General features: G+C 53.5%; 22 protein-coding genes. 6 read left to right on the forward strand and 16 right to left on the reverse strand.

All coding sequences use genetic code 11. The annotated features are described in order from the left end of the window. Nucleotides 1-3 precede the first annotated feature (3 nt). The 6 genes from EQV24_RS11655 to EQV24_RS11680 are packed head-to-tail and all read right to left on the reverse strand — an operon-like array spanning nt 4 to nt 6,167. A complete protein-coding gene (locus tag EQV24_RS11655; protein WP_102752171.1) occupies nt 4-879 on the reverse strand; it encodes an ABC transporter permease in 876 nt (291 codons plus the stop codon). 2 nt (nt 880-881) lie between these two features. Continuing rightward, a complete protein-coding gene (locus EQV24_RS11660; RefSeq protein ID WP_058651597.1) occupies nt 882-1,823 on the reverse strand; it encodes an ABC transporter permease in 942 nt (313 codons plus the stop codon). 18 nt (nt 1,824-1,841) lie between these two features. Beyond that, nucleotides 1,842-3,356: an ABC transporter substrate-binding protein gene (locus EQV24_RS11665; RefSeq protein ID WP_207905503.1), complete on the reverse strand. Its 1,515-nt coding sequence runs from the start codon at nt 3,354-3,356 to the stop codon at nt 1,842-1,844. Between the two features lie 2 nt (nt 3,357-3,358). Beyond that, on the reverse strand, nt 3,359-4,441 hold the full coding sequence (locus EQV24_RS11670) for an oligopeptide/dipeptide ABC transporter ATP-binding protein (protein ID WP_057072649.1): 1,083 nt from the start codon (nt 4,439-4,441) through the stop codon (nt 3,359-3,361). Further along, on the reverse strand, nt 4,438-5,451 hold the full coding sequence (locus EQV24_RS11675; protein ID WP_020686305.1) for an ABC transporter ATP-binding protein: 1,014 nt from the start codon (nt 5,449-5,451) through the stop codon (nt 4,438-4,440). Before EQV24_RS11675 ends, EQV24_RS11670 begins: the two co-directional genes overlap by 4 nt. Continuing rightward, on the reverse strand, nt 5,448-6,167 hold the full coding sequence (locus EQV24_RS11680) for an FCD domain-containing protein (RefSeq protein WP_013095718.1): 720 nt from the start codon (nt 6,165-6,167) through the stop codon (nt 5,448-5,450). The genes EQV24_RS11675 and EQV24_RS11680 overlap by 4 nt, the downstream gene beginning before the upstream one ends. Nucleotides 6,168-6,978: 811 nt before the next feature. On the opposite strand from EQV24_RS11680, the gene EQV24_RS23820 reads away from it, so the two are divergent. The 6 genes from EQV24_RS23820 to EQV24_RS11705 all read left to right on the forward strand — a co-directional run bounded on the left by EQV24_RS23820 (nt 6,979) and on the right by EQV24_RS11705 (nt 14,014). Continuing rightward, nucleotides 6,979-7,281 (forward strand): hypothetical protein, encoded by a 303-nt coding sequence (locus EQV24_RS23820; RefSeq protein ID WP_243649031.1) that lies wholly within the window; start codon nt 6,979-6,981, stop codon nt 7,279-7,281. Between the two features lie 44 nt (nt 7,282-7,325). Then, nucleotides 7,326-7,640: a hypothetical protein gene (locus tag EQV24_RS23825; RefSeq protein WP_243649032.1), complete on the forward strand. Its 315-nt coding sequence runs from the start codon at nt 7,326-7,328 to the stop codon at nt 7,638-7,640. 155 nt (nt 7,641-7,795) lie between these two features. After that, nucleotides 7,796-8,431 carry a hypothetical protein gene (locus tag EQV24_RS11690; RefSeq protein ID WP_029882423.1) on the forward strand — a complete coding sequence of 212 codons (636 nt, stop codon included), beginning with the start codon at nt 7,796-7,798 and terminating at the stop codon, nt 8,429-8,431. A gap of 258 nt (nt 8,432-8,689) precedes the next feature. Then, entirely contained in the window at nt 8,690-10,939 is a 2,250-nt protein-coding gene (locus EQV24_RS11695) for a type I secretion system permease/ATPase (RefSeq protein WP_047352043.1), read from the forward strand. Continuing rightward, nucleotides 10,936-12,288, forward strand: a complete 1,353-nt coding sequence (locus tag EQV24_RS11700; RefSeq protein WP_013095714.1) for an HlyD family type I secretion periplasmic adaptor subunit — start codon at nt 10,936-10,938, stop codon at nt 12,286-12,288. Before EQV24_RS11695 ends, EQV24_RS11700 begins: the two co-directional genes overlap by 4 nt. A gap of 4 nt (nt 12,289-12,292) precedes the next feature. After that, nucleotides 12,293-14,014 carry a TolC family protein gene (locus tag EQV24_RS11705; protein ID WP_130626616.1) on the forward strand — a complete coding sequence of 574 codons (1,722 nt, stop codon included), beginning with the start codon at nt 12,293-12,295 and terminating at the stop codon, nt 14,012-14,014. 73 nt (nt 14,015-14,087) lie between these two features. Here EQV24_RS11705 and EQV24_RS11710 read toward each other — a convergent pair whose 3' ends face one another. From EQV24_RS11710 to EQV24_RS11755, 10 genes are read right to left on the reverse strand one after another with little or no spacing between them, the layout of a single operon-like run. After that, on the reverse strand, nt 14,088-15,089 hold the full coding sequence (locus EQV24_RS11710) for a hypothetical protein (RefSeq protein WP_045295537.1): 1,002 nt from the start codon (nt 15,087-15,089) through the stop codon (nt 14,088-14,090). A 10-nt stretch (nt 15,090-15,099) separates the two neighbouring features. Then, nucleotides 15,100-16,032 carry an ACP S-malonyltransferase gene (locus tag EQV24_RS11715; protein ID WP_029882419.1) on the reverse strand — a complete coding sequence of 311 codons (933 nt, stop codon included), beginning with the start codon at nt 16,030-16,032 and terminating at the stop codon, nt 15,100-15,102. A gap of 10 nt (nt 16,033-16,042) precedes the next feature. Continuing rightward, entirely contained in the window at nt 16,043-17,431 is a 1,389-nt protein-coding gene (locus tag EQV24_RS11720) for a hypothetical protein (protein WP_130626617.1), read from the reverse strand. Continuing rightward, nucleotides 17,428-18,216 (reverse strand): outer membrane lipoprotein-sorting protein, encoded by a 789-nt coding sequence (locus EQV24_RS11725; protein ID WP_062935316.1) that lies wholly within the window; start codon nt 18,214-18,216, stop codon nt 17,428-17,430. The genes EQV24_RS11720 and EQV24_RS11725 overlap by 4 nt, the downstream gene beginning before the upstream one ends. 9 nt (nt 18,217-18,225) lie before the next feature. Further along, entirely contained in the window at nt 18,226-19,536 is a 1,311-nt protein-coding gene (locus tag EQV24_RS11730; RefSeq protein WP_029882416.1) for an ABC transporter permease, read from the reverse strand. Beyond that, nucleotides 19,537-20,184, reverse strand: coding sequence for a hypothetical protein (locus EQV24_RS11735; protein WP_062935318.1), 648 nt, complete (start codon nt 20,182-20,184; stop codon nt 19,537-19,539). Next, nucleotides 20,168-20,875, reverse strand: a complete 708-nt coding sequence (locus EQV24_RS11740; protein WP_045295528.1) for an ABC transporter ATP-binding protein — start codon at nt 20,873-20,875, stop codon at nt 20,168-20,170. Before EQV24_RS11740 ends, EQV24_RS11735 begins: the two co-directional genes overlap by 17 nt. 10 nt (nt 20,876-20,885) lie before the next feature. Further along, nucleotides 20,886-21,836: an ATP-binding protein gene (locus tag EQV24_RS11745; RefSeq protein ID WP_130626618.1), complete on the reverse strand. Its 951-nt coding sequence runs from the start codon at nt 21,834-21,836 to the stop codon at nt 20,886-20,888. 18 nt (nt 21,837-21,854) lie between these two features. Next, the gene (locus EQV24_RS11750; RefSeq protein ID WP_029882413.1) at nt 21,855-23,072 is read right to left on the reverse strand and encodes a beta-ketoacyl synthase; all 1,218 of its coding nucleotides are present in this window, start codon (nt 23,070-23,072) and stop codon (nt 21,855-21,857) included. 4 nt (nt 23,073-23,076) lie between these two features. Beyond that, nucleotides 23,077-25,635: a beta-ketoacyl-[acyl-carrier-protein] synthase family protein gene (locus EQV24_RS11755; protein ID WP_130626619.1), complete on the reverse strand. Its 2,559-nt coding sequence runs from the start codon at nt 25,633-25,635 to the stop codon at nt 23,077-23,079. Nucleotides 25,636-25,704: the final 69 nt, after the last annotated feature.

A 25,704-nucleotide genomic window follows, 5' to 3' on the forward strand; every position in this document is an offset into this window, starting at 1 on the left:
TCCTTAGTCGTGGCGCGGATCGAGCGCATCGCGCAGCCCGTCGCCGAGTAAATTAAAGCCCTGCACGGCAAGGAAAATCGCCACACCGGGGAAGACGGACATCCAGGGCGCCTGCTCAAGAAAGCCTTTAGCGGTGTTAAGCATTGAGCCCCAGGAGGGGTTTGGCGGCTGCTGCCCCAGACCCAGAAACGAGAGACTGGCTTCGGCGATAATCGCCGAGGCAATGGCCAGCGTGGCCTGCACCAGAATGGGTGACATCACGTTCGGCAGGACATATTTGATGATGATCCAGCGATCCGGCAGGCCTATCGCCCGCGCGCCGTCGATGTACTCTTCGTTGCGAATGGCGATCACCTGGCCGCGCGTGAGACGGGCGAAGATCGGCATCGCGGAAAGGCCAATGGCGATCATGGCATTGGTCAGGCTTGGCCCTAAAAACGCCCCGAGGGCGATCGCCATGATCAGGAACGGACAGGCCAGCAGCGCTTCGATAACGCGTGAGATCACCCCATCCCACATCTTCTGAAAGTAACCAGCCACCAGCCCCAGCGGCACGCCGATGACCACGGCGATGACCACCGACATACACCCCGCCATCAGCGAGGTTCTGGCTCCCCAGATAATGCGGGATAAAATATCGCGCCCCAGCTCGTCGGTGCCGAACCAGTACATCACCGAGGGCGCTTTGCGCACCGCGAGGAAATTCGCCTTCACCGGATCGAACGGCGCGATCCACGGTGCAAGCAGCGCCACCAGCACAAAGAAGCCCACAATCACCGCGCCGATCACCGCGCTTTTATTGGCGAGAAATTTCTTCAGCACCCGGTTCTGCGCGCGGGGCAGAACCGGCGCAACGGTTTGAGTTGTCAGTTCCGCCATGGTTAACCTCGCATTTTCGGATTGATGAGAACGTACAGCACATCGGCCAGCAGGTTCAGCAACAGGAAGCCAATCGCCACGATCAGCACCACGCCCTGCACCACCGCGTAGTCGCGGTTAAACACCGAGTCGACGATCATTTTGCCAAATCCCGGAATGGTGAAGACCTGCTCGGTCAGCACCGCGCCGCCCAGCAGCTCGCCGAACAGCAGCGTGGTAAGCGTGATCACCGGCACCAGCGCGTTGCGAAACGCATGCTTGATAATGACGGCTTTTGGCAGCAGCCCTTTGGCCCGCGCGGTGCGGATGTAGTCAGCTTTGAGCACGGCGATCATGGAGGCGCGGGTATGGCGCATCAGCGTGGCCGCCAGCCCGGTGCCGAGCACGGCGGCAGGCAGCAGCAACGTCCGCAGGTTCTGCACCGGATCTTCACTAAACGGCACAAACCCGGACGCCGGCAGCCACTGCAGATTGACCGAAAAGACCAGTATCAGCAGGATCCCGAGCCAGAAGTGCGGTATCGAGATCCCGGAGATCGCCACAAAGTTCGCCCCGTGATCGACCCAGCTGTTTTTGTTCACCGCCGCGAGGATCCCCATGCTGATGCCGAACACCAGGGCGATGATCATCGCCAGCAGCGACAGCTCCAGCGTGACCGGCAGTTTGCTGGCGATAAGCTCGGTCACCGGTTCGTGCGTGCGTAAGGAGACCCCTAGATCGCCCTGCAGCGCGCGCGTCAGCCAGTGGAAATACTGCACCGGGATGGGCGCATCCAGATTGAGCTCAGCGCGCAGCTGGGCGATCACCGCCGGATCGCGCTCTTCGCCCGCCATGGCGATGAGCGGATCGCCGGGCAGCAGCTTCTGCAGCCCGAACACCATCATACTCACCAGCAATAGCGTCGGAACGGCCAGCAGCAGCCGTTTGCAAATCAGTTCCAGCATGATCTCTCCTCGGGACGGTTATTTCGCCAGCGTCACACCGGCCAGACGCACGATGCCGTCCGGGTATGGCTTAAAGCCCTGCACGCTTTTGTTCAGGCCGAAAATACGCGGCTCAAAGTAGAGGTAGGCAACAGGCATGTCGGTTTGCAGCTGCTTCACTACCTTGTCGTACAGCGGCTGGCGAACGGCTTTATCGTTGCTGAGACGCGCCTGGGTCAGCCACTCATCGACCTGCGCATTGCTGTAACGGCCGTCGTTAAGCGTCCCTTTGCTGTGGATAAAACCGTAGATGCTGCCATCCGGGTCCGGGCGTCCTGACCAGCCGGAGAAGCTCAGCTGGTAATCACCGCTCTGCTGGCGATCGAGCAGCGTGGCGAACTCGGTCATCTGCAGATTCAGGGTAAAGCCCGCTTCAGCCACCATCGCCTGCAATACCTGGCCGACCTGCTGCGAGGTTGGGTTGTTCGGCACCAGCAGATTCACGTTCAGCGGCGTCGCGAGGCCTGCGGCTTTAAGCAGCGCTTTCGCCTTGTCGACGTCACGCGGGGGCACCGGCAGGTTGACGTGATACGGGCTTACCGTCGAAAACGGCTGGTTGGCAGGCGTATACAGCCCCTCAAAGACCACCTGATTGAGCGCATCGCGGTCAATGGCCTGAGAGAACGCTTCACGCACGCGGGCGTCCTTGAACGGATCGTTCGCTGGCACCTTGCCATTATTGATATTGAAGGTGATGCCCTGATACCCGAGCCCCGTCACCTTCGCCAGCGACAGCTTGCTGTCGGCTTCGACGGTTTTAACGTCGCTGGCAGCAATGCCTTCGGTCAGATCGAGATCGCCCGCGCGCAGGTTCGCCAGACGCACGGAGGCATCCGGGATCGGCAGATAGATGATCTTGTCGAAGTGGTAAGCGTCTTTATTCCAGTAGTTGTCGAAACGAGTCAGAACAATGCGATCCTGGGAGACGCGGCTGTCGAATTTATAAGGACCGGAGCAGACGGGATGGGCGGCAAAGTCCGGCTTTTTCGCCGCTTCGGGGGCCATCATCGCCCCGGCGCGGTCGGTGAGCTGCATTAACAGGGCAGCATCGGGGGTTTTCAGGTGCAGGGCGATCTGCATCGGGCCGGTGACCTCAACGGACTCCACGGACGATATTTCACTTTTACGCAGAGAGCCTTTTAAGGTCAGCGCCCGGTCGAGGTTGTATTTTGCCGCAGCCGCATCGAATTTTTCGCCGTCATGGAAGGTGACGCCTTCACGCAAATTGAAGGTCAGGGTTTTGCCATCCTCGCTCCAGGTCCACTCTTTCGCCAGACCCGGCACCACTTTCAGGTTTTCGTCCACATCCACCAGCCTGTCGCACAGGGAGGCAAAAACGAAGCGGCCATAATAGGTACGCGCCAGATGCGGATCGAGCATATCCGGGTCTGCACCCAGCCCTACTCGCAGCACGCTTTCAGCCTGGGCGGGCAGCGCCGCGCCGAGCAACATAACACTTCCCAGTACGGTCAAAAGAGAATTACGCATTGTCATTATCATGAGTTCCTTGAAGGAAGGGAGGAGTGAGAGGCCGCGTGTTCAAACAGCGCGCGGCGGCGCAGAAAGGCGGCAGACGGCGGTGCTATCTGTATAACACTGCGATCGCGGTTAATCTCCTGCCAGCGGTGGCAGGCAATCTGGCGTCCGCCTTCCAGCACCTGGTTAATGGGCTCGGCAAGGCGACATTCATCCGTGGCATACGGGCAACGGGTATGGAATCGGCATCCGGACGGGGGATCGGCCGGGTTCGGTAAATCCCCTTGCAGCAACGGGGCTGCGCGTCGGGCGCCCGGCTGCATCTGCGGTGCAGAGGCGATGAGCGCCTGGGTGTAAGGATGGAGAGGCGCGTCAAAGATCTCGTCGACGCTGGCAAGCTCAACGATCTGCCCGAGATACATCACTGCCACGCGGTCGCTCATATGGCGGATGACCGCCAGGCCATGGGCAACAATCACCATCGTTAGCCCCAGCTGATGCTTCAGGCTTTCCAGCAGATTGATCACCTGCGCCTGCACGGAAACATCCAGCGCCGAGACGGGCTCGTCTCCCAGCAGCAGTTTTGGCCCGGAGGCCAGCGCACGCGCAATACCAATGCGCTGGCGTTGCCCACCTGAAAACTCGTGCGGAAAACGCGCCGCCCAGGCGGCAGGCAGACCCACGGTTTTAAGCAGTTCCGCAACGCGATAGTGACGATCGGCTTTTTTCATCTCCTGATGCAGCCACAGCGGCTCACCCACAATCTGCTCAACCGTCATGCGCGGGTTTAGCGACGCAAAAGGATCCTGAAAAATAATCTGTAATTCCCGGCGCAGCTGGTTGAGACGAGCTCCTGAGGCGTGTGTGATCTCTTCCCCCTGATAAAACACGCGTCCTTCGCTGGCGGCCAGCAAACGCAGCAGCAGACGGCCGAGCGTGGATTTGCCGGACCCGGACTCCCCGACAATCGCCAGCGTTTCGCCGGGCATCACGGAGAGGGAGACGCGATCCACCGCCGTCACAAAGCGGGCTGGAGTAAAAAGCTTCTTCGGGCCGGGGAAGCGCTTGCTCAGGTCAAGGGCTTCAAGAATGGGCGTGGTCATGCGATCTCTCCCAGCGCAATGTGTTGTTCCAGCGGCACGCGGAAGCAGGCGACCAGATGGTCAGCCCCCTGCGCCGTGAGCGACGGTTTTTCGTTATGGCAGCGTGTTTGCGCGAAGGGGCAGCGGGTCGCGAAGCGGCAACCTTTCGGCATGGATTCCGCCAGGGGAACCGCGCCGGGAATGGTGGCGAGCGGCCCTTTACGCGCGCCCGCGGACGGAATAGAGCCCATCAGACCAATGGTGTACGGGTGCTGCGGATCGGCAAAGATGGCCTCGACGCTCCCCTGCTCCACCACCTGCCCGGCATACATCACCGCCACCTGCTGCGCCACTTCCGCCACCACGCCTAAATCATGGGTGATCATCAGCACCGCCGTACCGGTCTCCTCTTTTAAGGTGTTGAGCAGCGCGAGGATTTGCGCCTGAATGGTGACGTCCAGCGCGGTGGTCGGCTCGTCGGCAATCAACAAACGCGGATGGTTAATCAGCGCCATCGCAATCATCACGCGCTGGCGCATGCCGCCAGAAAGCTGGTGCGGATACGCTTTCAGGCGCATCTCTGCCGCCGGGATCTGCACCTTCTCCAGGATTTGCAGCGCGGTATTCATCGCCTGCGCACGCGAAACGTTCTGATGGCGCATAACCGCTTCGCTGAGCTGGTCCCCAAGGGTAAAGGCGGGGTTGAGCGACGTCATCGGCTCCTGGAAAATCATCGCCAGCTCGTTACCGCGGAGATCGGCATATTCCCGCGGGGAGAGCTTTCGCAAATCGTGGCGACGAAACTGCATATCGCCGCTGACAATCTGCGCGCTGGCGGGCAATAGCCCCATCAGCGCTAAGGAGGTGATACTTTTCCCGCAGCCGGACTCCCCCACCAGCGCCAGCGTTTCACCCGCTTTGACCGTCAGCGAGATACCGTCAAGCACGCTCACCGGCGATCCGGCGAACTTAACGTTGAGGTTTTGCAGGCGCAGTACCGGAGTGGCTTCCTTAAACGGAATCGTCGTCATAGCGTGATGTCGTCCTCAAGGTGGATCGCCTGTATCAGGGCGTTTTGCAGGCTAAGCAGATGTTCGCGCATGGCGGCCGCTGCTTCGTTGGGCTGGCGATGGATAATCGCGGACATGATTTTATGATGATGGTCGTTGTAGACATCGACCCGTTCGGGGGTTCGGGCAAGCTCACGCAAATGCTGCCAGCCTGGCTCACGCCTGACGGCATCAATGGCATCAAAAAGACCGAGCATCAGGCGATTGCCTGCGGCCTCCGCTATGGCGCGGTGAAAGGCGCTGTCCCACAGTTCATTCAGATCGCGGTCGTCCGGGCTGACCTTATCAATGCGTTCCAGCATGCGCTGCATGAGCGCGAGGTTTTCCCTGGTGGCACGCAGTGCCGCAAGCCGGGCTAAGCCGGGTTCGAGCTGTAGACGAGCTTCCATCACTTCCAGAAGGTTGGTTTGCTGAACCAATCCCTGAAGGGCCAGCGGTTCCACAGGCGCAGCAGGACCAATAAAGGTACCTTTGCCCTGCTTACGCCAGATCCGCCCCTCTTCTTCCAGCACATCCAGCGCACGGCGTACTTCACGTCGTCCTACGCCGAGAGTTTCCGACAGCTCACGTTCCGTGGGCAGCGGAAGGCCTGGTGTTGACTCGTGCTGGTGAATAAGACCGCGCAATTGTTCAAGCGCGGTGCTGGAATTTGCCAGAAACCGTGACGGTTTTTCCATATTGGTTCGCTCGCTTTCATCATGACTTTATTGTTATTAACGATAAGTTATTGATATGAGGCGCTACTTATCGTGCTAATGATTAAGCAATAAACGAACCAATTTTATATTGGTTCAAAATTTCGCAGTGTAAAGGGTAATAACCTGTTAATTTATAAGCAAAACATCAAAAACGAACTGGCACGTCAAACGTTACGCCAGCACATTAGCCACCCCGCTCACTGCACAAAAACAGTGCGCAAAACGCACCAAAAACGATCAAATGTTAAATAAATGCACCATTTATGTATATTCTTTGTTAACCAAAGATTATGTAACCGATAAAACAGGCAAAGATGCCGCCGGTTGGTAACGCCGGGCACTGATATAACGGACGACGAGTCACAAGAAACAGGTAAATAATACGCTTTATAAACAGGACAACTATTTTCCCCGGCGATATTTAAATGCGTATTTTATTGCTCCACGCCGCTTACTTTAGTTAATAAAGTCCGTGCTTTTTCGGCTTATTAAACCGTGTCTTTCACCCGGTATTTCAGAAAGTAAACGACTCTGCCAAAAATTAACCAAAAAACAACAATTACAGCATTTTAGATAAATATAAATGAATCTCACTCTCATTTAAGGGTTTTTATAACACCTTGTTTTACATAAAGTTAATTCTTAAACCGCATTCATAATAGTCAGTTCAGACTATTTAATTAAGATTATTGCCTGGTCCAGCATATGATTATTCCTAAAGAACGACGGCGTTTGTCAGACTCCGGCTTAATATCATTAACGTAAGAAAACATCGCGTGTGAGGTATAATATGTACTGTGCAACTAACAATCCTGGCTATTTATCTCATACAGGTGGACAACCTGTTTGTCATACCCCTGACATGCGTTGTTATGGTTGCGAAAAGCAATGCCGTTTTAATACGTCTGAAGATGGCCAAAACCGTGATTGCCACGCACTTGAATATTATATCTGGCCTGATAATAACACCTTTTTGGTTGAAGGCATTCGCCATCACTTTGGCGAGGTAAATGATAAATATATTTCGCAGCCGGTTGTCATCATCGACTTCAGTCATAAAAACATCAATTATTTTTATCTGAAAACTGGTTAGATCAGTTCAAAAACATGAGACTGATTCTTGTCACTGATAAAAAGATGACGGCAATTGCACACTACTGGTTTTACAACGACACGTTAGAAACCACTATCAGTTCAATTATCTTTTATGACGATAGCGCAGAAGAAGTCTCGACGAAACTGAAAAAAACGTTCCTGGCAAAAACGATTAAACCGACAGGTAACAGACCCAAACTGAGTCAGAATGAATACAGCCTGTTTTCATTCCTCTTTAATGGATGGTCGCCAAAGAAAATCGCCTACCGGAACGGCACCAGTGTTAAAAACACCTACGCCATGAAGAACCGCATTGAACGCAAGCTGGGCGTGTCCATCACGCGGCTTGCAAGTTAGTGTAAAACTGACAATACGCTCTGTCGAAAATTCCTGGACAAACAGAGCGTATTCTGACTGTCACTCGTGTTTTTCCGTAATGCATAATTTATCTGATTGTTGATATATTACATAATATTTTACATATATTATATGGACGCGTAGCGTTTGATCACATGAACATTATTACTATTAAACAAAATGAGAATGACAACTACACTATGCGTTGTTACGGATGTGTGCATAAATGCGCCTATGCTTCCATTCGCAGCACAAAGTGCGATGAATGTTCAGGAACAGAATTTTATATTTGGCCAGAAAATAACTCATTTCTGATAGAAGGCATTTTACAATACTTTGCTGATATTAATTCAAAAATAATTTCACAACCGATTGTTGTGATAGACTTTAATTACAAAAATATAAATTACTTCTTATCAAACAATTGGTTAGCTCAGTTCAGAAACTCGCGCCTGATTCTGATCACCGATAAAAAAATGGCGGCCATTGCCCACTACTGGTTCTACAACGACACGGCAGACACGATCATCAGCACGGTTATTTTTCATGATGACCTGGCCGAGGATATCAAAATGAAGATCAGCCAGTCTTTTATGGGAAAAATAATACGACCTTCAGAAAAAAGAGCCAAACTTAGCGCAAATGAATATGCACTCTTTTCTGAGCTTTATAAGGGCCAACTGCCTAAAAAGATTGCCATGAAAAATGCCACGAATGTCAAAAACATTTACGCCATGAAAATAAGAATTGAAACAAAGCTGGGCGTTCCCATTTCAAGGCTGGCGAGCTAATACGTCCACGTAAGAAAGAGACGTTAAAACATCAGCATAGCAAATATGACGTAGAGTATTCTTAAAGGAACAGTTACTTTTCCTTATTGTGTGTAAGAGGGATAAAACCCTACACTACGATATTACCAGTGCTTGTATTTTTACATAATCCACCCGCGTCACCCGTTGTATTTACGGATGCCCCTGGTCGTTTTTAAATAACATATTCTTTACTTTTTAATTCTAAGTGAGGAACGCAACTACAGGTCTGAATTCAAAATGAATACGCATCTCTCCACGGTAAAAATTAATTCAGAGCATACTCTTGATGATATTGAAGCCCCTGAAAAAGATTCTCTTCTGTGGGGCGTTGAATGGCTTTGTGGGCATCATTCTAAGTATGCCAGCAAAGAGGTGCTGTATGCAGGCCTGCCAAAAAGCGACAAGCTGGAGCCTGAAATGGCATTACGTATGCTTGAGCAGATGGGCATATCCGCCGGTTGGGTTAAGCGCGATCTGAATTCGCTTTCCTCCTGGCTGTTCCCTTTGCTTATTGCACGCAAAGACGGGACATACTGCATTCTTACCGCACGCAAGGGAAAGCGCGGGCAACATACGTATCAGATTGTGGTACCTGAAAACGACGGAACTCTCCTCGTTGCAGAGGCGGATTTACACGAGGCTTATGGCGGTTATGCCCTTGTGACGACGCCAAAACCCACGCTGGACGCGCGTGCTGAAGACCAGCTGTTACCGAAAGCCAAGGATGAAGGTCACTGGCTCTATTCGACGCTGTGGCGCTACCGGCATTACTTCTACAGCGCGGCACTGGCGGCGCTGCTGGCGAACATTCTTACGCTGGCCGGTACCTTCTTCACCATGAACGTCTATGACCGCGTGATCCCCACCCAGGCGTACGTCACCCTGTGGTCGCTGGCGATTGGCGTGGTGATTGCCATTATTTTTGAATTTGCCAGCCGACAAATCCGCGCCTATTTGATCGACATCGCCGGTAAAAAAGCAGATCTGATCCTCGGGGCGAAGCTGTTTCGCCAGGTGATGTCGATGCGCATGGAATACAAGCCGCAATCCTCCGGAACCTTTGCGAACCAGTTACGCGATTTTGAGGCCGTCCGCGACTTTATCACCTCTGCGACCCTCGCCACGCTGTCCGATTTGCCGTTCTGTCTGCTGTTCATGTTCATCATTTACATGATTGGCGGCCCACTGGCTGTTGTACCGCTGGTCGCCATGCCACTGATTTTGATTGTCAGCGTCATTATCCAGTGGCCACTGGGTCGCTACATGGAAGAAAACGTCCGGGAAATTTCGCTTAAGCAGGGTCTGCTGATCGAGAGCATCGAAGGGCTTGAGGCCTTAAAAGCCGCTCAGGGCGAAGGGGTGATGCAAAAGCGCTGGAATGATTTCAGCGCACTGGCTGCAGCGTCCTCGATGAAAACCCGCTATCTCTCAATGCTGACCACCAACTTTGTCTCTTTTGTGCAGCAAATCACCACCGTCTGCATCGTGGTGCTCGGCGTCTATTTAATCCACGCCGGAGAGCTGACCATGGGGGCCATGATTGGAGTGGTGATCCTCTCCAGCCGTTCGCTCGCGCCTCTGGCCTCCGTGGTCGGTCTGGCGCTGCGTTATCAGCACGCCAAAACCGCGCTGAAATCCCTTAACCAGCTAATGGAAACGCCGACCGAGCGCGATGCGCTGATCAATTATCTGCCGACGCCCAATTTCACCGGCAGCCTGCGTCTGAAAAAGGTGGGATTCACCTATCCGGTACCAGGAATGATGGTCGCGCCACGCATTCTGGACAACATCAATATCAACATCGAGGCCGGGGAACAGGTGGCCGTGCTGGGCAAAATTGGCAGCGGGAAGTCGACCCTGCTGCGCGTGATGGCGCGCCTGTACCAGCAGAGCAGCGGACAGCTTTTCATTGATGGTGTGGATGCGACACAGGTTGATCCCGCCGACTGGCGCGCTGCGGTGGGCTACGTCGGGCAGGACTGCCGCCTGTTTTACGGCACCCTGCGCCATAACATCGTTATTGGTAACCCGGGCGTGAGCACGGAAGAGTTTCTGCGGGTGGTTCGCCTGACCGGGCTTGATCACGTGGCGGCCAGACATCCACTGGGTTTTGACATGCCTATCGGCGAAATGGGCAATTGCCTTTCCGGTGGACAAAAACAGCTCGTCGCCCTCGCCCGCTGCCTGTTGCTGCGGCCAAAGATTTTGCTGATGGATGAACCCACCAGCTCAATGGATGCGATGACGGAAACCCTGTTCCTTCGTCGGCTCAAAGAAGCGACGCAAGGACAAACGCTGGTCATTGTGACCCACCGCATGTCCGTACTGAGCCTGGTAGAGCGTCTGATCGTCATGGAAGACGGACACGTAGTGAAAGACGGTCCCAAAGATCAGGTGATGGCCAGCCTGAATGAGAATGTCATGAAGAAAAAACAAGCAATGCATTCAGTCGAAGAGAAGCAACAGAAACAAGGTGTGAATGAATGATGAACGAGGACGAAGTGAATCATAACGCCTCAAAGGGAGAGGCCGAAACGGATGCAGGCGTACCCTCAACGGCACTGGAAAACGTGAACGCTACGCAGAGAGCGGGCACCGGGCTGGCATTACACCCTGCACAGCCAACGGGGAAAGTGAAAGCCGACGATCTGAAATTCATGCACGACCTGCAGGGCGCGCTGATCGCACAGAAGACCCCTTTCAGCATGATCATGCTCTACACCATCACCCTGGTTGTGGTGGTGGCGCTGGTCTGGGCGCATTTCGCCCGGGTTGAGGAGATTACCCGTGGCGACGGGAAAGTGATCCCCGCCAGCCGCGAGCAGCTCATTCAGAGCCTGGAAGGCGGCATTCTCGAAGAGCTAAACGTGCAGGAAGGCGACATCGTCGAGAAAGGCCAGATTCTGCTGAAGATTGACCCGACTCGCGCCGGGGCCAGCTATGGCGAATCGTTGTCCAAAGTGCAGGGGCTGAAAGGCAGCATTGCCCGTCTCAGGGCGGAAGCCTACGACACGCCACTGACCTTCCCGCCGGATATCGCCGGGATTGAGTCAATCGTGCGTGATGAGACCCAGGCCTATAACGCCCGCCTGAAAACCCTGAATGAAAGCGTAGAGGCCTTAAAACGGAGCCTGACGCTGGCGCAAAACGAGGTCAGTCTGTCGGAGCCGCTGGCGCGCAGAGGGTTAATGTCGGATGTCGAAATCCTGCGCCTCAAGCGCCAGGCGAACGAATTCAGCCTGCAGATCACCGAGCGTACCAACCGCTTCCGCTCTGATGCCAACAGCGAACTGAACCGACTGGAATCCGAGTTGGCGCAGGCGGAAGAAATTCTGCGCGGACGCCAGGACGTAATGAACCGTACCACGGTGGTGGCGCCCGTGCGCGGCACCGTCAACAACATCCGGGTGACAACCCGTGGCGGCGTCATTCAGCAGGGGGCGGAGATCATGACCCTCATTCCGCTTGAAGATAACCTGCTGGTTGAAGCCAAAATCAAACCCTCTGATGTGGCCTTTATCCATCCGGGCCTGCCCGCCACGGTAAAAATTACCGCCTACGACTATGCCATTTATGGCGGATTAAACGGTGTCGTTGAACACCTCAGTTCAGACACCCTGATCGATGAAGAGAAAGCCCGTCAGGGGCGTGGAGATTCTACCTATTACCGGGTGTTCGTCCGCACCGACCGTGCCGCGTTACAGGTAAAAGACAAGTCATTCCCGATCATGCCGGGAATGGTGGCAAACGTAGAAATCAGAACGGGGGAGAAGACCATTTTGTCTTACATCCTCAAACCGATACTGAAAGCGCGCGAAGCCTTCAGGGAGAGATAATTATATGGTTAAGGCACGTAAAGAGCGTCGTTGGGCAAGGGTAGCAACCGCAGTTGCACTCTGCTTGCCCTGCTCTTCTTTTGTCATTCCGCTGCACGCGGCTGACATTGCTCAGGCTAAAAGCAGCCTGGCGTCATTGCCGCCGATGCGCACACAGTCACAGCTCAACCGCGAAGTGCAGCCTGTGCAGCGGACGGTGTCGCACAGTGCGGCATCGCCGCGTTCGCTGCCCGCCATGCGTACCCAGTCGCAATACGTCAGTACGCAAAAGGCGATGCCAACGCAAGCCACTGCGCGCCCTGAACGTTACGCCTCTGCACCGACAGCCAGGGAGTTTGCCCCCGCCCCGTCAAAACCGGCGGAAAGCCGGGCTGCGCTAAAGAAAAACGCAGACTTCTTCCCGCCCGTCACCGAGTATTACAAACCGGACCCGGCGTACGCCGGGGTGCGTCGTGACGGCAGTGCGCGTCAAGCCATCAGCGGCATGTCGCAGGGCTACCGTGCCGGCAGTCAGGATTCGCTTGTTTTCCTGCGCAGCATGGTGGCCAGAGCGCTGGCGTATAGCCCGGAACTGCGGGCCGCCTCAGCAGAGGTGATGGCGTCTGACTACATGGTCGATCAGGTAAAAGGCCAGCGCATGCCCCAGGTACGTCTGGGCGTAACCTCGCCGCTGTCGACCGTGGGCGGCGATCGCCAGTCGTCATCCAACAATAGCCATATCAGCGACTCTAGCGGCACGGTCTCCGTTAATACGCCGATTATTGACTGGGGAAGGATCAGTAACCAGGTGGACAACTCTCTGGAAACGGCAAAAGCAGCCCGTTATTCAAAAGAGTATTCCCGCGAACAGCTGGCCTACAACACCGTGTCCGAGCTGATGAACATGGGGCGTTACCAGCACAGTAAGGTTGTGGCGAAACAGTATGTTGGCCGCATGAAAGAGCTGGTCACCATGCTATCGCAAATTACCCAGGCAGACCGCGGCAGAGAGAGTGAACTGGTGCAGGCCAAAGCAAAACTGATGTCGGCCCAGGCAAGTCTCGACAATATTGAGCATCAGCTGAGTGCCAGCAAAATCAAACTGGTGCGTCTGCTGGGGATCGAGCCTGAATTACCGGAAGGCATAAGCTGGCACGACACGGTCATCCCGGCGTCGGTGGCGCTTTCTGGGCTGGATAAGAACCCGATGATGCTGAACCTGCAGTCCAAAGTCCGGGCGGCGGAGTATGAGGCAGAAAGCATTAAATCGTCGGCCCTGCCGCAGGTGAACTGGGTCATCTCCAAAAGCACCGCCAAAGACAGCAACGGCAACGAAGCGGGTTGGTATACGGGTTTAAACGTCGAGTGGGAGGCGTTTAGCGGCGGCTCTCAGCGTGCCGCTGAGATGTCGGCACGGGCGAAAGCCAATATGGCGCAGCAGCAATATGAAGTGAGTTATAAAGATCTGGAGTATCAGATTAACTATCAGATTCAGGTACGTGACTCCTCTTTCCTGCGCGCCGATGATTACGATCGCCTGACAAGTGAAACGGATCGGGTGCGTCGTATGTTCTACGAACAGTGGTATCACCTTGGCAAACGCACCTTGCTCGACGTGCTGACGGCAGAAAACGATCATTTTAATAATCAGCTTTCTGCCATTAACAACCGCTACGACGGCTATATTTCCAACATTAACGTCATTGCCAGCGCCTCCATGCTGCTGTCATGGATGAAAATGAGCTAAGCGAAACAGACGTAATAAAAAGCCAGACCGTCAGTGATGAGGGTCTGGCTTTTTTATGTCTTTCAGAAGGCGACTACCAGGGGGTGTCCTCTCTGCTGATCTCCGCCCAGCGCAGATACATATCGCTCGACATCATAAAATCGGTATGCCATTTCCACCAGGTGTGCAGCGTGTAGTACACCAGACATGGCAGATAGCAAAGCAGGAAATAGACCTCAAACCAGACCTGCCATCCCGAAAGCGTAAGCAGCACGCCGATAACAGCCGACCAGACACATTCCACGCCCACCAGCATCACCAGCCGCAGCCATAATGGTTTCTCTGACAGCGTCCTCCACGGGATTGACGGGGAGAAATAGAGATCAATCTCGTTAAGGAACAGATGGCCCAGAAACACATAGCGTCGGGTAAAGCGCAAGAACAGCAGATTGATTGCCAGCACCACCACGCAGAGCACCACCATGGTAATGATGGCGGTTAAGGTGAAGTAGCGCCCATAGAGATCAAACTGCGCACTGTTGCGTAAGGGGCTGATGGTCAGGAGATTCATCACCACACTCATCACGACTGCAACGGCCACATACTGTGAAAGCTGCGTGTATTTTGCCTTGTCTCTGGCTGAGGCAACGACCTGCTGAATATAGACATGGCGCAGCGCGGCAAAGATCCCCCAGATAATCAGCGGCGCCACGAAAACCATGATCAGCAGCGTGATGCCTGGCGTGGTCAGCGCAAGGAAGAGTCCCGTGATGCCCGCGAAAATCAGGATCGAGACGGCAAGCACAACGAACGGTTCGAAGATGACCGAATTCGTTTTCGGGCTCTCTTTGCCGACAAATACCGACAAATCAACATTCTTGACGACGCATTTATAGGCCCAGAAGGCCTTAAGGTCGGCAATGAAGCTATACCCGATCAGCGCGAAAATACCGCTCGCGACCCAGGCATCCTGCCGGGAAAAAGAGAAACCGGCATTTTTCCAGTAAAAGCCCAGCAGGATAAACGTCACGATATAGATAAAAAGCACGTTCCTTTTATCCTGATAGCGGATGAAGGTTAAATAATCTGGAATCATAGCTCGGCCATTACATCCCTAACACTTTTCTGCAGTGCAGGACACGCCCGGCAGAAAAACCGGAAAAATCATTTAGCATCTGTCCCAGATAGGGTTTGTTGCTCATCTCCAGGAACAGCGGCTGGTCTGGATGATGGATGAATCTGGCCATGGAATCGGCCCATTTCACCGTCTGCGTCAGATGCAGGGAGAGGTTCTCTTTGATATTGTCCGGCACCGTTTCGACTCTGGCGGTCACATTCATCAGCACGTCATAGGCTGGCGAGGTGAAGGGCTGTCCCGCCAGGAAGTCACGCATCAGCTGCACGCCCTCAGCCATTAAACGGGTATGCCAGGCCCCGCTGACGCCGAGCTTGATCGGCTCATAGCCTTCATCGGCCAGCACTTTGGCAAAATCACTCAGCGCAGACGGGGTCCCGCCAATCACCTGCTGACGCGGGGTATTGTCGCAGCTGATATCCAGCGCGATCCCGGAACGGGTGATGATGTCACTCAGCGTGGCAAAATCGGCCCCCTTCAGCGCCAGCATCGCGCCTTTCTGCTTTTTACTCACCGAATCCATGGTACTGGCGCGAAAATGCAGCGTACGGAACAGGGTCTCCAGCGAGATCGCGCCTGCCGCGTACAGGGCACTGTATTCGCCAACGCTATGGCCGCAGGCACCCACGACGCGCAGCGCCGGGAAGCGCTCGCGGCAGAGGCTATAAAGCGATACGTTGATCGCCGTAACGGCCAGCTGTTGTACCGTGGTCTGGATCAGCCTGTTCATCGGCCCCTTAAGGCAGAGTCGGCGCAGATCGAGACCCGACACATCGCTGGCACAATCCCAGATCTGTTTCGTCGTTGCATTGAGATCCCACAGATCGCTGCCCATACCAATCACCGGGTTTCCCTGGCCGGAAAACAGCAGCACCACAGGCTGCGATGGATTATCAAGCGTCATAGTCATTTCCTTATAAGTAATACTTAAAGCCAACATAGCCACCGGCAACATCGCCGAAGAAAGCAAACTCAGAATTTGCGCTACCCAGTGCTGAATAGACGCCGGTATACGCTTCCAGCTGGTCATCAATAAAGGTCAGCGGTGCGCTGATGTGGAGTCCCGACAGGGTGCTTTTATCCATCAGATTGACGATAAAATAAGGCTGCACGGCGATCTGATGCGTGAGCTGCACGCTGGACCAGGCGTTGAGATAGTGTTTCCCCTGCAACATGCCTTTATTGCCCGTATTGCTGATTTCAGACGCCATCAGGTACTTATAGGAATCAAACACCCTGTCGAGCGGCGCATAGCCTGTCGGCGTATTCAAAAAGGTCATCAGCTCGCGCTGTTTGCGCCATTCCGTGCGGGAGTAGCCTTCGCTCTGGTAATAATATTCCAGGCCGAAAACGTTAAAGGTATCAGTGGTATATTGCCCGCCCACCGCCAGCTCTACGCCATTTTTGTCCTCGGTCTCATACAGCGACGAAGGAAATGCATAGTTCTGGACTTCTGCACTTTTCTCCTCAGAGAGATGACGCCAGCGCTGCTCCCGGTGCCAGGCCATCCCGGCATTCAGGGTCAGCTGTGGGGTGTAGTGATAGCTGTCAGAGACGGCAACCGACTGCGAGTCTCCCAGCAGAATGCGCATCCCCGGCGTATGTTGACGGAAGGCATGTGAGGTATAGCTCAGAAGCCAGGCCTCGCTGCTGTTGCCACGCTGGTTCGCGGACCAGTTGCTGGAGGTCAGATAGTATTTATCGATCGTCGACAGCTTCGGAATCATGGTCAGCGAGAGCGACTCATCCCGGTTGTCCATTGACAGCGTCGCGGCCCAGGACGAGGACTGATACGCAGTGCGAAGCGCGGGATCGTAAAGCCGCGTCGGTTTGAACCCGGCGTAGTAATGCGGAGTCAGATCGGAAGGTGAGCGCAGGAAAAAGAGACCCTGCTTCGCCTGAAGTTTTCCCACTTCAAGCTGCACGCTGTCTGAAACGGCGTAAACCAGTCTCAGACGCTCAATCAGCAGATGAGAGCGGCTGTCGTCCTCTTCAAATGCCCCCACCTTGCGCGGTGAGTACCAGGTGAGCCCGTAGAGAGACAAATCCAGATCCAGCGCATTATCAACGATCGCGCACTTGCTGGTGAGATTCACGCCCGCGTCATTGTAGATATTGTGTCTGGTATACGGATTTCGGCCGTTAATTCGCCAGTCTGAAATTTGTTTTTTGACCAGCGACACCTGCTCATACAGCGTGACAGTGCTGTTTTGTGCGAAGTCGGAACCGGACAGGCAGTCCGCCAGTGCGCTTACCGGCAGAGCGGAGAGTGCCAGGGTTAACCCCAGTAATGTGCGTTTCAATTGGCACCTCGCTGAATAGACTCGCGAGTAAAGTGGGATTCAGGCAAGGATTCCAGGCGAACATCGCTGTACTCCATCACCGAATAGCTGTTGCCGTGACGGGCCTCCTTCACAATAATTTTCATCGGACGCATCTTCCCTAATACCATCTGAAAATCCTGGTACAGCACTTCTTTCATCAATTTATTATCCAGAGAGTAATACGACGCTTTAAAAGGACGGTTCTCCCCCTCTTTTTCGACGTAATAGATGACTTTTGGCCACGTAACGTCATCCGTTTTGCGCACCAACTCCAGCTTATAGCACTGCGTATCGCCGCATGCTTCCTCGCCCAGCAGCGTGGCGTGGTAGGCATACTCAAAATTGGTGACAATGACGTCGCCATTGGATATTTGTCCAATCAGGCGCTGCTGGCGCGAAACGGGCACCGGTCGACGCAGTTCTGGCGTGTAGAACCAAAGATCGTACCAGTCAGAGAGCAGCACTTTGCCTTTGTCCCGCGGAGGATAAATAAAACGCGCCAGCGAACGGGCATCGGCTTTCATTCCCCCTTCGGGTTTCATAAAGCGCATGGAAATATCCAGCACCTGCTTATTGTCAGGCTGAGATGCGCCCGACTTATATTCATGAATGGTCAGGGTGTAGCGAAAAGGTTTATTCGGGGAACGGACCTCATCGGCACGACGAATAATCTCTGATGCTTCGTTATCCACCGGCGCTGATAATACCGCCGAGGAAAACAGGCACAGACAAAAGAGCAGTTTTGTGATGACAACGCGTTTCATATCGCTTCCTTACGAAAATTTAAAAGCATCTGAAATATTCAGCCGTGAAGCACGTAATGCAGGCAGCACAGAGGCGCCGGTTGCGGCCAGGATCGGTAATACGAGGGTTATCCAGGTCAGTGCTACGCTGTCGGTTTTAATAAAGGCCGTATAGCCCAGCGATTGCCCCGGTGACGGCGGCATCGCAATACCGTAAAGATTGATGGCAGAGGCAATGGCATAACCTGTCGCCAGACTGCCAAGGGCGCCGATAAGACCAATGAAAATCCCTTCCAGTAAAAACAGCCTGGTGACGTGCAGGGGTTTCAGGCCAATCGCCCTGAGGGTGGTTATTTCCCGGGTACGTTCGATAATATTCATGGTCATCGAATTGCCGATCATAAAGATCACGATCAATCCGACGATGAGCTTAATGAAGAAATAGATCCCGGATAATAAGCCTTCGACTTGCTGATAAAAGATCGAGGTCTCTTTCCAGTCTTTGACCAGCAGCGGTAAATGATGCTTCGCAATAAACTGACGCAGTTTGGCGCTAAAGACGGCGGTATCGTCGTCCTTCAGCAGGATTAATACCTTACTGACGCTGTTGGTTCCCATGATGCGCTGTGCGGTATCAAGCGGGATTTTCATCGCCACATCATCGTAATCCTTAATACCGGACTCAAAGATGCCGCGAAGCTTCATCGATAACGCGCCCTGCCCGCCCTCGGTATTCACCACCAGCACATCCAGCCAGTCGTCGTAGTGGGCATTGAGCGTTTTCGCCAGCCCACTGCCCAGCGTGATTTCGTCGGTACGCACCCGGGAGAGATCGCTGCCGGAAATTAATTTATCAAACGATCCCAGCTTTAACGCAGGCAGCGGCTCCACACCCAGTGCGGAAAAATAGCTGGACGTTTCGCTTTCATATTGCGAAATCACCCCGGTAAATTCCAGCTGACCGGACAGCGTCGAAATATGCGGTGCAAGATCCGGATCGTTGAGAATCGCCTTTTTCAGGGATGCATAATCGGCAATCAGGCTTTTATTTTTATTCGACGTCTGGAAATAATTTTCATTATAAATTTGCACGTGACCAATATTGGTTCGAATCGTTTGCTCTTTCAAAATCCAGAAAGAGTAATCGATAAACCCGCCATACAGAAAAATCGACACGCCACCGAGCATAATGGCGGCAATGGTTGAATAAGATCGTCTCTTGTGGCGAAAGAGGTTTAAAAAAGCAAACTTCACATCCCGCGAGCGGAATAATACGCACCAGAGGACAAAAATCAGAATCAGTACAACAACACTATTCGCTAACACCATAACCCCGGACATTTAGTTCCCTTTCACCAGCGGTAACAAGACCTCTGTCACTTCGTTGATATCCCACTCTGGCGCGTCGCCAGAAGCCAGTGGTAATGCAGAGTTGGCGTGACGCAGTTCTGTTTGCGCCAGCAGCGCGTCTGCCTCGGCGGCACGGTTACAGCTCAACAGCGCGCGATAACGCATTTCGTCAATGTGCTTCATCAACCCGGCACTGAATACGTCAGGGCTTTTCGCCATCTGTTCCGTATCTTTTAACGTCACCACACAGCGGCCAATATCGGCTGGCAGGTACGCGTCCACACGGGCACGCATGTAGCGCACCCGTTGATTGCCCTCGTAGAGGTCCACCGCTTCATCGAGATAGAAAAAGCCCGTTTTGCCATACTCAGACGCCCGAATGACGTCATTGGTATTGAGGGCATGCTCCGCCTGGCGCAGCATGCCGTAGGCATAAAAAACCAGCGACAGCGCGTTATCATTGGCCTTGTATTCGGTAAACAACGCACGGGTGATATCGGCTAGCTTATCGGCCTGCGTCGGGAAGCCATTTTTTATCACCTGCTCAGCCATGGGGGCCGCGGCGGCTTTAACGCTCCCGGCATAGGCCATGCAGATCAATAGCCAGCAGAGAATGAAGAAATTACGATTGTGAATCATGAACTAATACTCCGTCCTTAATTTCAACCACACGCCGCGCGCGCTCTTTCAGCTGGCTTGAGTGCGTCGAAATAATGAAAGTGGTGCGTGTCTCCCGGTTGATTTTCAGCAGCAGATCGAGAATGGCCTCACCGGTGACCAGGTCGAGGTTTCCGGTTGGCTCATCGGCAATCACGACCTGAGGGTCATGCGCCAGTGCACGGGCAATAGCCACACGCTGCTGTTGTCCACCCGAAAGCTGGCCCGGCTTACGATCGGTATATCCCGCCAGTCCTACGCTCTCGATAAAATGCAGCGCCCGCTCTTTCGCCTCTTTTTTGCCAATATGCCCATTCAGCACCAGCGGGTAAAAAACGTTATCAAATACGCTCAGCACGGGGATGAGGTTAAAAAACTGAAATATGAACCCCAGATGCTTGCCACGAATTTCTGCTAATTGTTCTTCCGGTAAATTGTTGAGTAATTTTCGCAAAAACATCACCGAACCAAATCCCGGTTTATCAATACCCGACAGGATATTTAACAGCGTACTTTTACCGCTGCCGGAGGGGCCGCACAGTGCCAGAAATTCGCCTTTCTCTATTTCAAGATTGATATTTTTCAGGGCATCGACTTTGCCTTCGCCCGAGCCATAACTCTTATAGATATTGTTCAGCGATATCATTGGGAGTTCTTTAATCATTCCGCTCATGGGGGTGCCGTTATTCCTTGCAATAGTCAATGTCGAAATAGCTGTAACCGAACTGTTTATCGGGAACGACAGTTCTTAATTTTCCCGCAAAATGAGGAGCCTGCTGGAGATACGCAAAGCTTAATGCTGGCGTCAGACAGCCGCTGGCACCAAAGGTATCGACCAGATCTAACGTCTTTTGCGGCGCAACGGTTGAGCGAGACAGCATCTCTTTACGCAGACCGGCAAACGCCACGCGATCCGCTGCCTGCATGTCCTCAAGGGTATCGGCCATCACGTATTGACCGCCGTTCACCCGGATTGCACTTTCATGCTGACTAAAGATGAAACAGCCCGCGCGCTCAACGGTTAAATTGACATCCTGGGCTTTCCCCCTGCGCTTCTCTCCCCACTTCAGCGCGATATCTTCGTCCGAAAACACCAGCACCGGGATCGCACGGTAGGCGGCGCAGATCACCACGTAATCAAACACATCCCAGCTCAGATAATCCTTTGCCAGACTCAGGGCCTGGATGAAGGATTGCCTTTCACCCCGGATTTTGCACGTCGGTGAATTCACAGAGAATTTCTTCACCAGGTTTTTTGGCAGCGTATCAATCATTGAGATGTGTAATGCGCTGGAGATATTTTCAAACGGCCCGGATTCCCCCCAGGAGTCGACATAAATAAATGCCGTACGCTGCTTTAGCAGCTTCATTCGCTCTTTCGCCGGCAGCGCCATGAGCGCGTCATCCGCCGCTTGCTCCATCGCATCCAGGTATTTTTGATACTGAGGATTGCGGATCATCTCACCGGCATATAACTCCGGCTGCGTACCAAAACGTTTCAGACCCCAGCCGTTTGCATGGGTTGATTTGAGCGCTTTATTAAATAAATGCGACTCCCACGCGTTTAGCCAGCTGGGCTGATAGAAATAAAATTTATCTTCCGGCTCAATGAGCGAAAATGAGGATAAATACATGTTACTCTCCATGATCGTTCAACAGCCTGGATGACCCGTAGACATGACGGCGCCAATAATGGATCCATCCACGCCAACCCCAACTTTAAGCAGATGGTTTTTGTGATGACCAATAACGCCACGGTCAATCAAAACATGCTGAGCAACGGCATCAATAATGGTGTCATTACCAACGGGGGAAATAAGCTCCTGCTGGGTGAGCGAATGATGACCAATAATTAAATCGACAATCCCAGAGCCGGTGGCGGTATAGCCAATCTGGCCTTTATAAGCCAGAACCGGAACCGGATGTCCTTCCGTCAACATCGCTATTGCTTTGGCTTCCGCTTTATCGCTGACGGATGAACCGTTACCGTGAGGGATAATCGCGCACAGTGCCTCAACGTCCAGTTCGGCTTTTTTCATTGTGGCCTGCATCACTTTTAAAATATTGGTGCTGAGCCATGAGCTGTCGTTGCTTCTGCCTGCGCTGATTTGGGTATAGGTTGTTTGCAACCGCACGCCGCCCTTCGCCTTTCTGGCGCGACGGTGGCGGGAATTTTCCAGCAGAATGGCGCTATAGCCTTCCGCAAAAAGCACCCCCTGGCTGTTTTCACCAAAGGGCTGAACAAGATGGCTATCCAGCATGGATTGCGTATCCAGAAACCAGATATCCTGCGTTTTAATTTTTGAGCAGTTCACCACCAGGACAATATCTACGCCGCCATGCTCGATGGCCTGGCAACCTAAATGCACGGCTGTCATGGATGAATTACTGGTGCAATTCATATTCGGGGGTAAATACTGCAGGTTATATTTACGCGCAAGGTGACCGGCAATACGATCCTGCGACATATTATCCACATGCAGCTGCATTAATGATTTTGAAAGATAAATATCTTCCACATCATTTTTGTTATAGAAACTCTTAAAGGCCATGCCATCGACCCGCGGGCCAATACCGGTTAAATAAACCCGGGCATTGCACCCGGCCAGCCATTGAACATCCAGGTCGGCCTGGTCGAGTGCATCGTCAATCAGACGATAAAGCAGATCTAATGCGCTATCATCCGTATGATCCAGCGTGGCAATATGTTTATTGCCATCGAACCCACATTTAATTGCCTCGTCGTCGGATTTAAACCATGGCTTTCTTTCAACGCGTTTGCCCAGCTTCAGATTTTGAATAAGCTGAAGACTGTCTTCGGCAAATGGCAGACAAGAACTGAACCCCGAAATGATAGCGGCATTATCCACAATATTATCCTTTAATCACAAACGCGTAGTAGTTACCGCCTTCCGTCGCACCCACCAGCAATACGTGCTTCAGGGCAAGTTTTAACGGTTCACGAACGAAGTTAATTCGCTTATCGAAAAACTCGACGGTATGAGGAATAGCGGGAACCGCCTGCGTCTTAAAACAGTCAATGATGACGGCCAGGTTAAGCAGTCCGGCAGCAGACGCGACAAAGCCAAAGCAGGCGTTGTAGTTCACGACCGGTACGTCCGGTTTTGCCTGGGCGAAGGTGGCGTAAATCGCATCGATTTCAATGCGTGAGCTCTCATCGCTACCGTTGCTGGTACCACAGACCAGGTCGATCTCCTGCGCCGTTACACCGGCATCCGCCAGCGAACGGGCGATAGCCAGCGCCATGGAGGAGGATTTCTCGTCCCGCTGAGAGGCATCAAAATAGCTGTTGCTACAGGCTTTACCGTAACCGGCCACTTCCGCCAGCACTTCTGCACCACGCGCGGCTGCACGCTGCGGATCTTCCAGCAGCAACATGCAGGCACCTTCGCCAGGAATGTAACCCTTCGGATCGTTACCGTAGATCTGATATTCCCTGGCGTCGGAGGTCATATGCAGCTTGCGGGTAACAGCGCCCATATAGAGTGACATGGACGGGAAATACTCGTCCGCGCCGCCCACCAGCACCTGCGGCTGCAGATCCTGACGCACGATTTCGTAGCCGTAGGTTAATGCGCCTAATGCCGCATTCTCGCCGGTCGCCAGCGTAGTGGTGTAGCCCTTGATCCCTTCCGAAATGCCGCAGAACGTCGGGATGGAGTTCATCAACGATCCCGGGAATTCAGAGGTTCTGACTTTACGTGGGTCTGGCTTAAGGCTCTGCAGATATTTGTAGGTCGTCTCCTGCGGGCCACTGGACATTCCCATGACCATGCCAAGCTCATCGCCATCACGCTTGATTTTACGCTTCGCCTGCTCCAGCGCTTCGGACAGGGCAATCAATGCGAACGTACCGCCACGCGTGGCCTTACGAGGGTCAAAGCGGCGCAGATGTTTACGCGGTTCCAGTCCGGAAACCTGGAAGGTTTTAAAGTGTTCATTCGCTTCCGGCAGCGTTTCGGCCAGCGCGTTGAAATCGTCACCAAACAGCGCTTCGAACTGACGGGTGGTTTCCAGCACATCCAGTAACTCTTTTGCCTCTTCCAGCGTGTCTTCCGGGAAGGTGACGCCGCCCAGCTCAACGGTATGGTTCTGTTTCCATACGTTGTCGAGGATCTCGTGAACGGTGTGACCAATCGCGGAAACGGCACCCAGGCCGGTGATCGCCACGCGCTTTTCGTCGTAGGTACTGACCGGGATCGAACAAGGCTCCATGCTGATAATCATGCTGCAGTTGTTACCGCCGAAGGCATAATTGTTCTTCATGAAGAGGTTGATTTTCTGGTCACGGAAGTCGTTTGGCACGTAATCCAGATCGCAGTTTGGACGCGCGTTGGTGAAGTTCAGCGTCGGCAGAACGCGGTTATCCGGCAGCGTGACCAGGCAGGCGATCAGTTCGACGATCCCCGCAGCGCCGATGTTATGACCAAAATAAGACTTGGTAGAGCTCACCAACAGTTTCTCATTGTTGGCAAACACCTTTTTCATCGCCAGCGTTTCGATACGATCGTTGGCTTCTGTTCCGGTACCGTGGGCGTTGACATATTCGATCTGATCCGGGGTGACGCCGGCATTTTCCATCGCCTTATGCATCACCTGTACCGCGCCGCTGGCGCGTGGATCCGGTCCGGTTTCGTGGAACGCATCGCAGGAGGTGGCATAAGAGAGAATTTCACCGTAAATGGTGGCGCCACGTGCGACAGCATGTTCGTACTCTTCAAGCACGATCGCCCCGGCCCCTTCACCGATGGACATACCCGAATTGCCGGAGAACGGCGTGCAGGCGTCCGGATGCATCACGTTCAGGGCATAAAAGCCCGCGAAGGTGGGCAGGTAGATAGGTTCTGTCCCGACGGCCAGCATGGTTTTGCTTTTGCCGTTCTGGATGTAGTCAAACGCCATGCCGACCGCGTTAGGGCTGGCCGTACAGGCGGTCGCGACCAGTTCAACACCGCCCTGTAACCCAAGCAGCGTGGAGACGCTGGAACAGCAGGAGGAGAAACCGCCAGAGAACAGCGCCTTACGCAGGGAAAAGTCTTCCATGCGTTGCTCAAACAGCGGCAGAAATGCCTCGGTCCCGGCAGATGACACGCCAACAATTAAACCGGTTTCTTTGAGGTGCGCTTTGTTCTCAGCCAGCCCCGCCTGATTGAGCGCATCTTTACCCACTTTGTAGGCCCAGAGTGCGGCATTATCCAGGGAGGCGATAACGTCGTCCGGTAATTCCGAATAGTCAATGTCATGCAAGACTTCAGCGGCTCTGGCGTTTTCAAACCATTTTGAAAAACGCACGCTGTCCGTGACGCCATTTTTTTTATTCAGTAAGGCGTTTCTGAAATCCTGCAGGTTTTCAGCCAGCGAAGAGAGAATACCGATCCCGGTAATGACAACCCGTTTTCTGTTTGTCTTCATAAATATATGTACCGCCATGTACAGGTAATGAGCAGCGAAAAGGATCCGTGGTGTTATTCCCACGGATTC

Origin of the sequence: Enterobacter sp. A8, from assembly GCF_004296595.1 — a bacterium.
Taxonomy (GTDB): Bacteria; Pseudomonadota; Gammaproteobacteria; order Enterobacterales; family Enterobacteriaceae; genus Enterobacter; species Enterobacter cloacae.

Coding starts and splice junctions, on each gene's coding strand:
- EQV24_RS11755 (WP_130626619.1), bottom strand. CDS start 25,635: ATGAAGACAAACAGAAAACGGGTTGTCATTACCGGGATCGGTATTCTC.
- EQV24_RS11675 (WP_020686305.1), bottom strand. CDS start 5,451: ATGACGACGATTCCGTTTAAGGAAGCCACTCCGGTACTGCGCCTGCAA.
- EQV24_RS11715 (WP_029882419.1), bottom strand. CDS start 16,032: ATGACGCTTGATAATCCATCGCAGCCTGTGGTGCTGCTGTTTTCCGGC.
- EQV24_RS11680 (WP_013095718.1), bottom strand. CDS start 6,167: ATGGAAAAACCGTCACGGTTTCTGGCAAATTCCAGCACCGCGCTTGAA.
- EQV24_RS11725 (WP_062935316.1), bottom strand. CDS start 18,216: ATGAAACGCGTTGTCATCACAAAACTGCTCTTTTGTCTGTGCCTGTTT.
- EQV24_RS23820 (WP_243649031.1), top strand. CDS start 6,979: ATGTACTGTGCAACTAACAATCCTGGCTATTTATCTCATACAGGTGGA.
- EQV24_RS11700 (WP_013095714.1), top strand. CDS start 10,936: ATGATGAACGAGGACGAAGTGAATCATAACGCCTCAAAGGGAGAGGCC.
- EQV24_RS11710 (WP_045295537.1), bottom strand. CDS start 15,089: ATGATTCCAGATTATTTAACCTTCATCCGCTATCAGGATAAAAGGAAC.
- EQV24_RS23825 (WP_243649032.1), top strand. CDS start 7,326: ATGACGGCAATTGCACACTACTGGTTTTACAACGACACGTTAGAAACC.
- EQV24_RS11670 (WP_057072649.1), bottom strand. CDS start 4,441: ATGACCACGCCCATTCTTGAAGCCCTTGACCTGAGCAAGCGCTTCCCC.
- EQV24_RS11740 (WP_045295528.1), bottom strand. CDS start 20,875: ATGAGCGGAATGATTAAAGAACTCCCAATGATATCGCTGAACAATATC.
- EQV24_RS11730 (WP_029882416.1), bottom strand. CDS start 19,536: ATGTCCGGGGTTATGGTGTTAGCGAATAGTGTTGTTGTACTGATTCTG.
- EQV24_RS11745 (WP_130626618.1), bottom strand. CDS start 21,836: ATGTATTTATCCTCATTTTCGCTCATTGAGCCGGAAGATAAATTTTAT.
- EQV24_RS11665 (WP_207905503.1), bottom strand. CDS start 3,356: ATGACAATGCGTAATTCTCTTTTGACCGTACTGGGAAGTGTTATGTTG.
- EQV24_RS11695 (WP_047352043.1), top strand. CDS start 8,690: ATGAATACGCATCTCTCCACGGTAAAAATTAATTCAGAGCATACTCTT.
- EQV24_RS11690 (WP_029882423.1), top strand. CDS start 7,796: ATGAACATTATTACTATTAAACAAAATGAGAATGACAACTACACTATG.
- EQV24_RS11660 (WP_058651597.1), bottom strand. CDS start 1,823: ATGCTGGAACTGATTTGCAAACGGCTGCTGCTGGCCGTTCCGACGCTA.
- EQV24_RS11655 (WP_102752171.1), bottom strand. CDS start 879: ATGGCGGAACTGACAACTCAAACCGTTGCGCCGGTTCTGCCCCGCGCG.
- EQV24_RS11705 (WP_130626616.1), top strand. CDS start 12,293: ATGGTTAAGGCACGTAAAGAGCGTCGTTGGGCAAGGGTAGCAACCGCA.
- EQV24_RS11735 (WP_062935318.1), bottom strand. CDS start 20,184: ATGATTCACAATCGTAATTTCTTCATTCTCTGCTGGCTATTGATCTGC.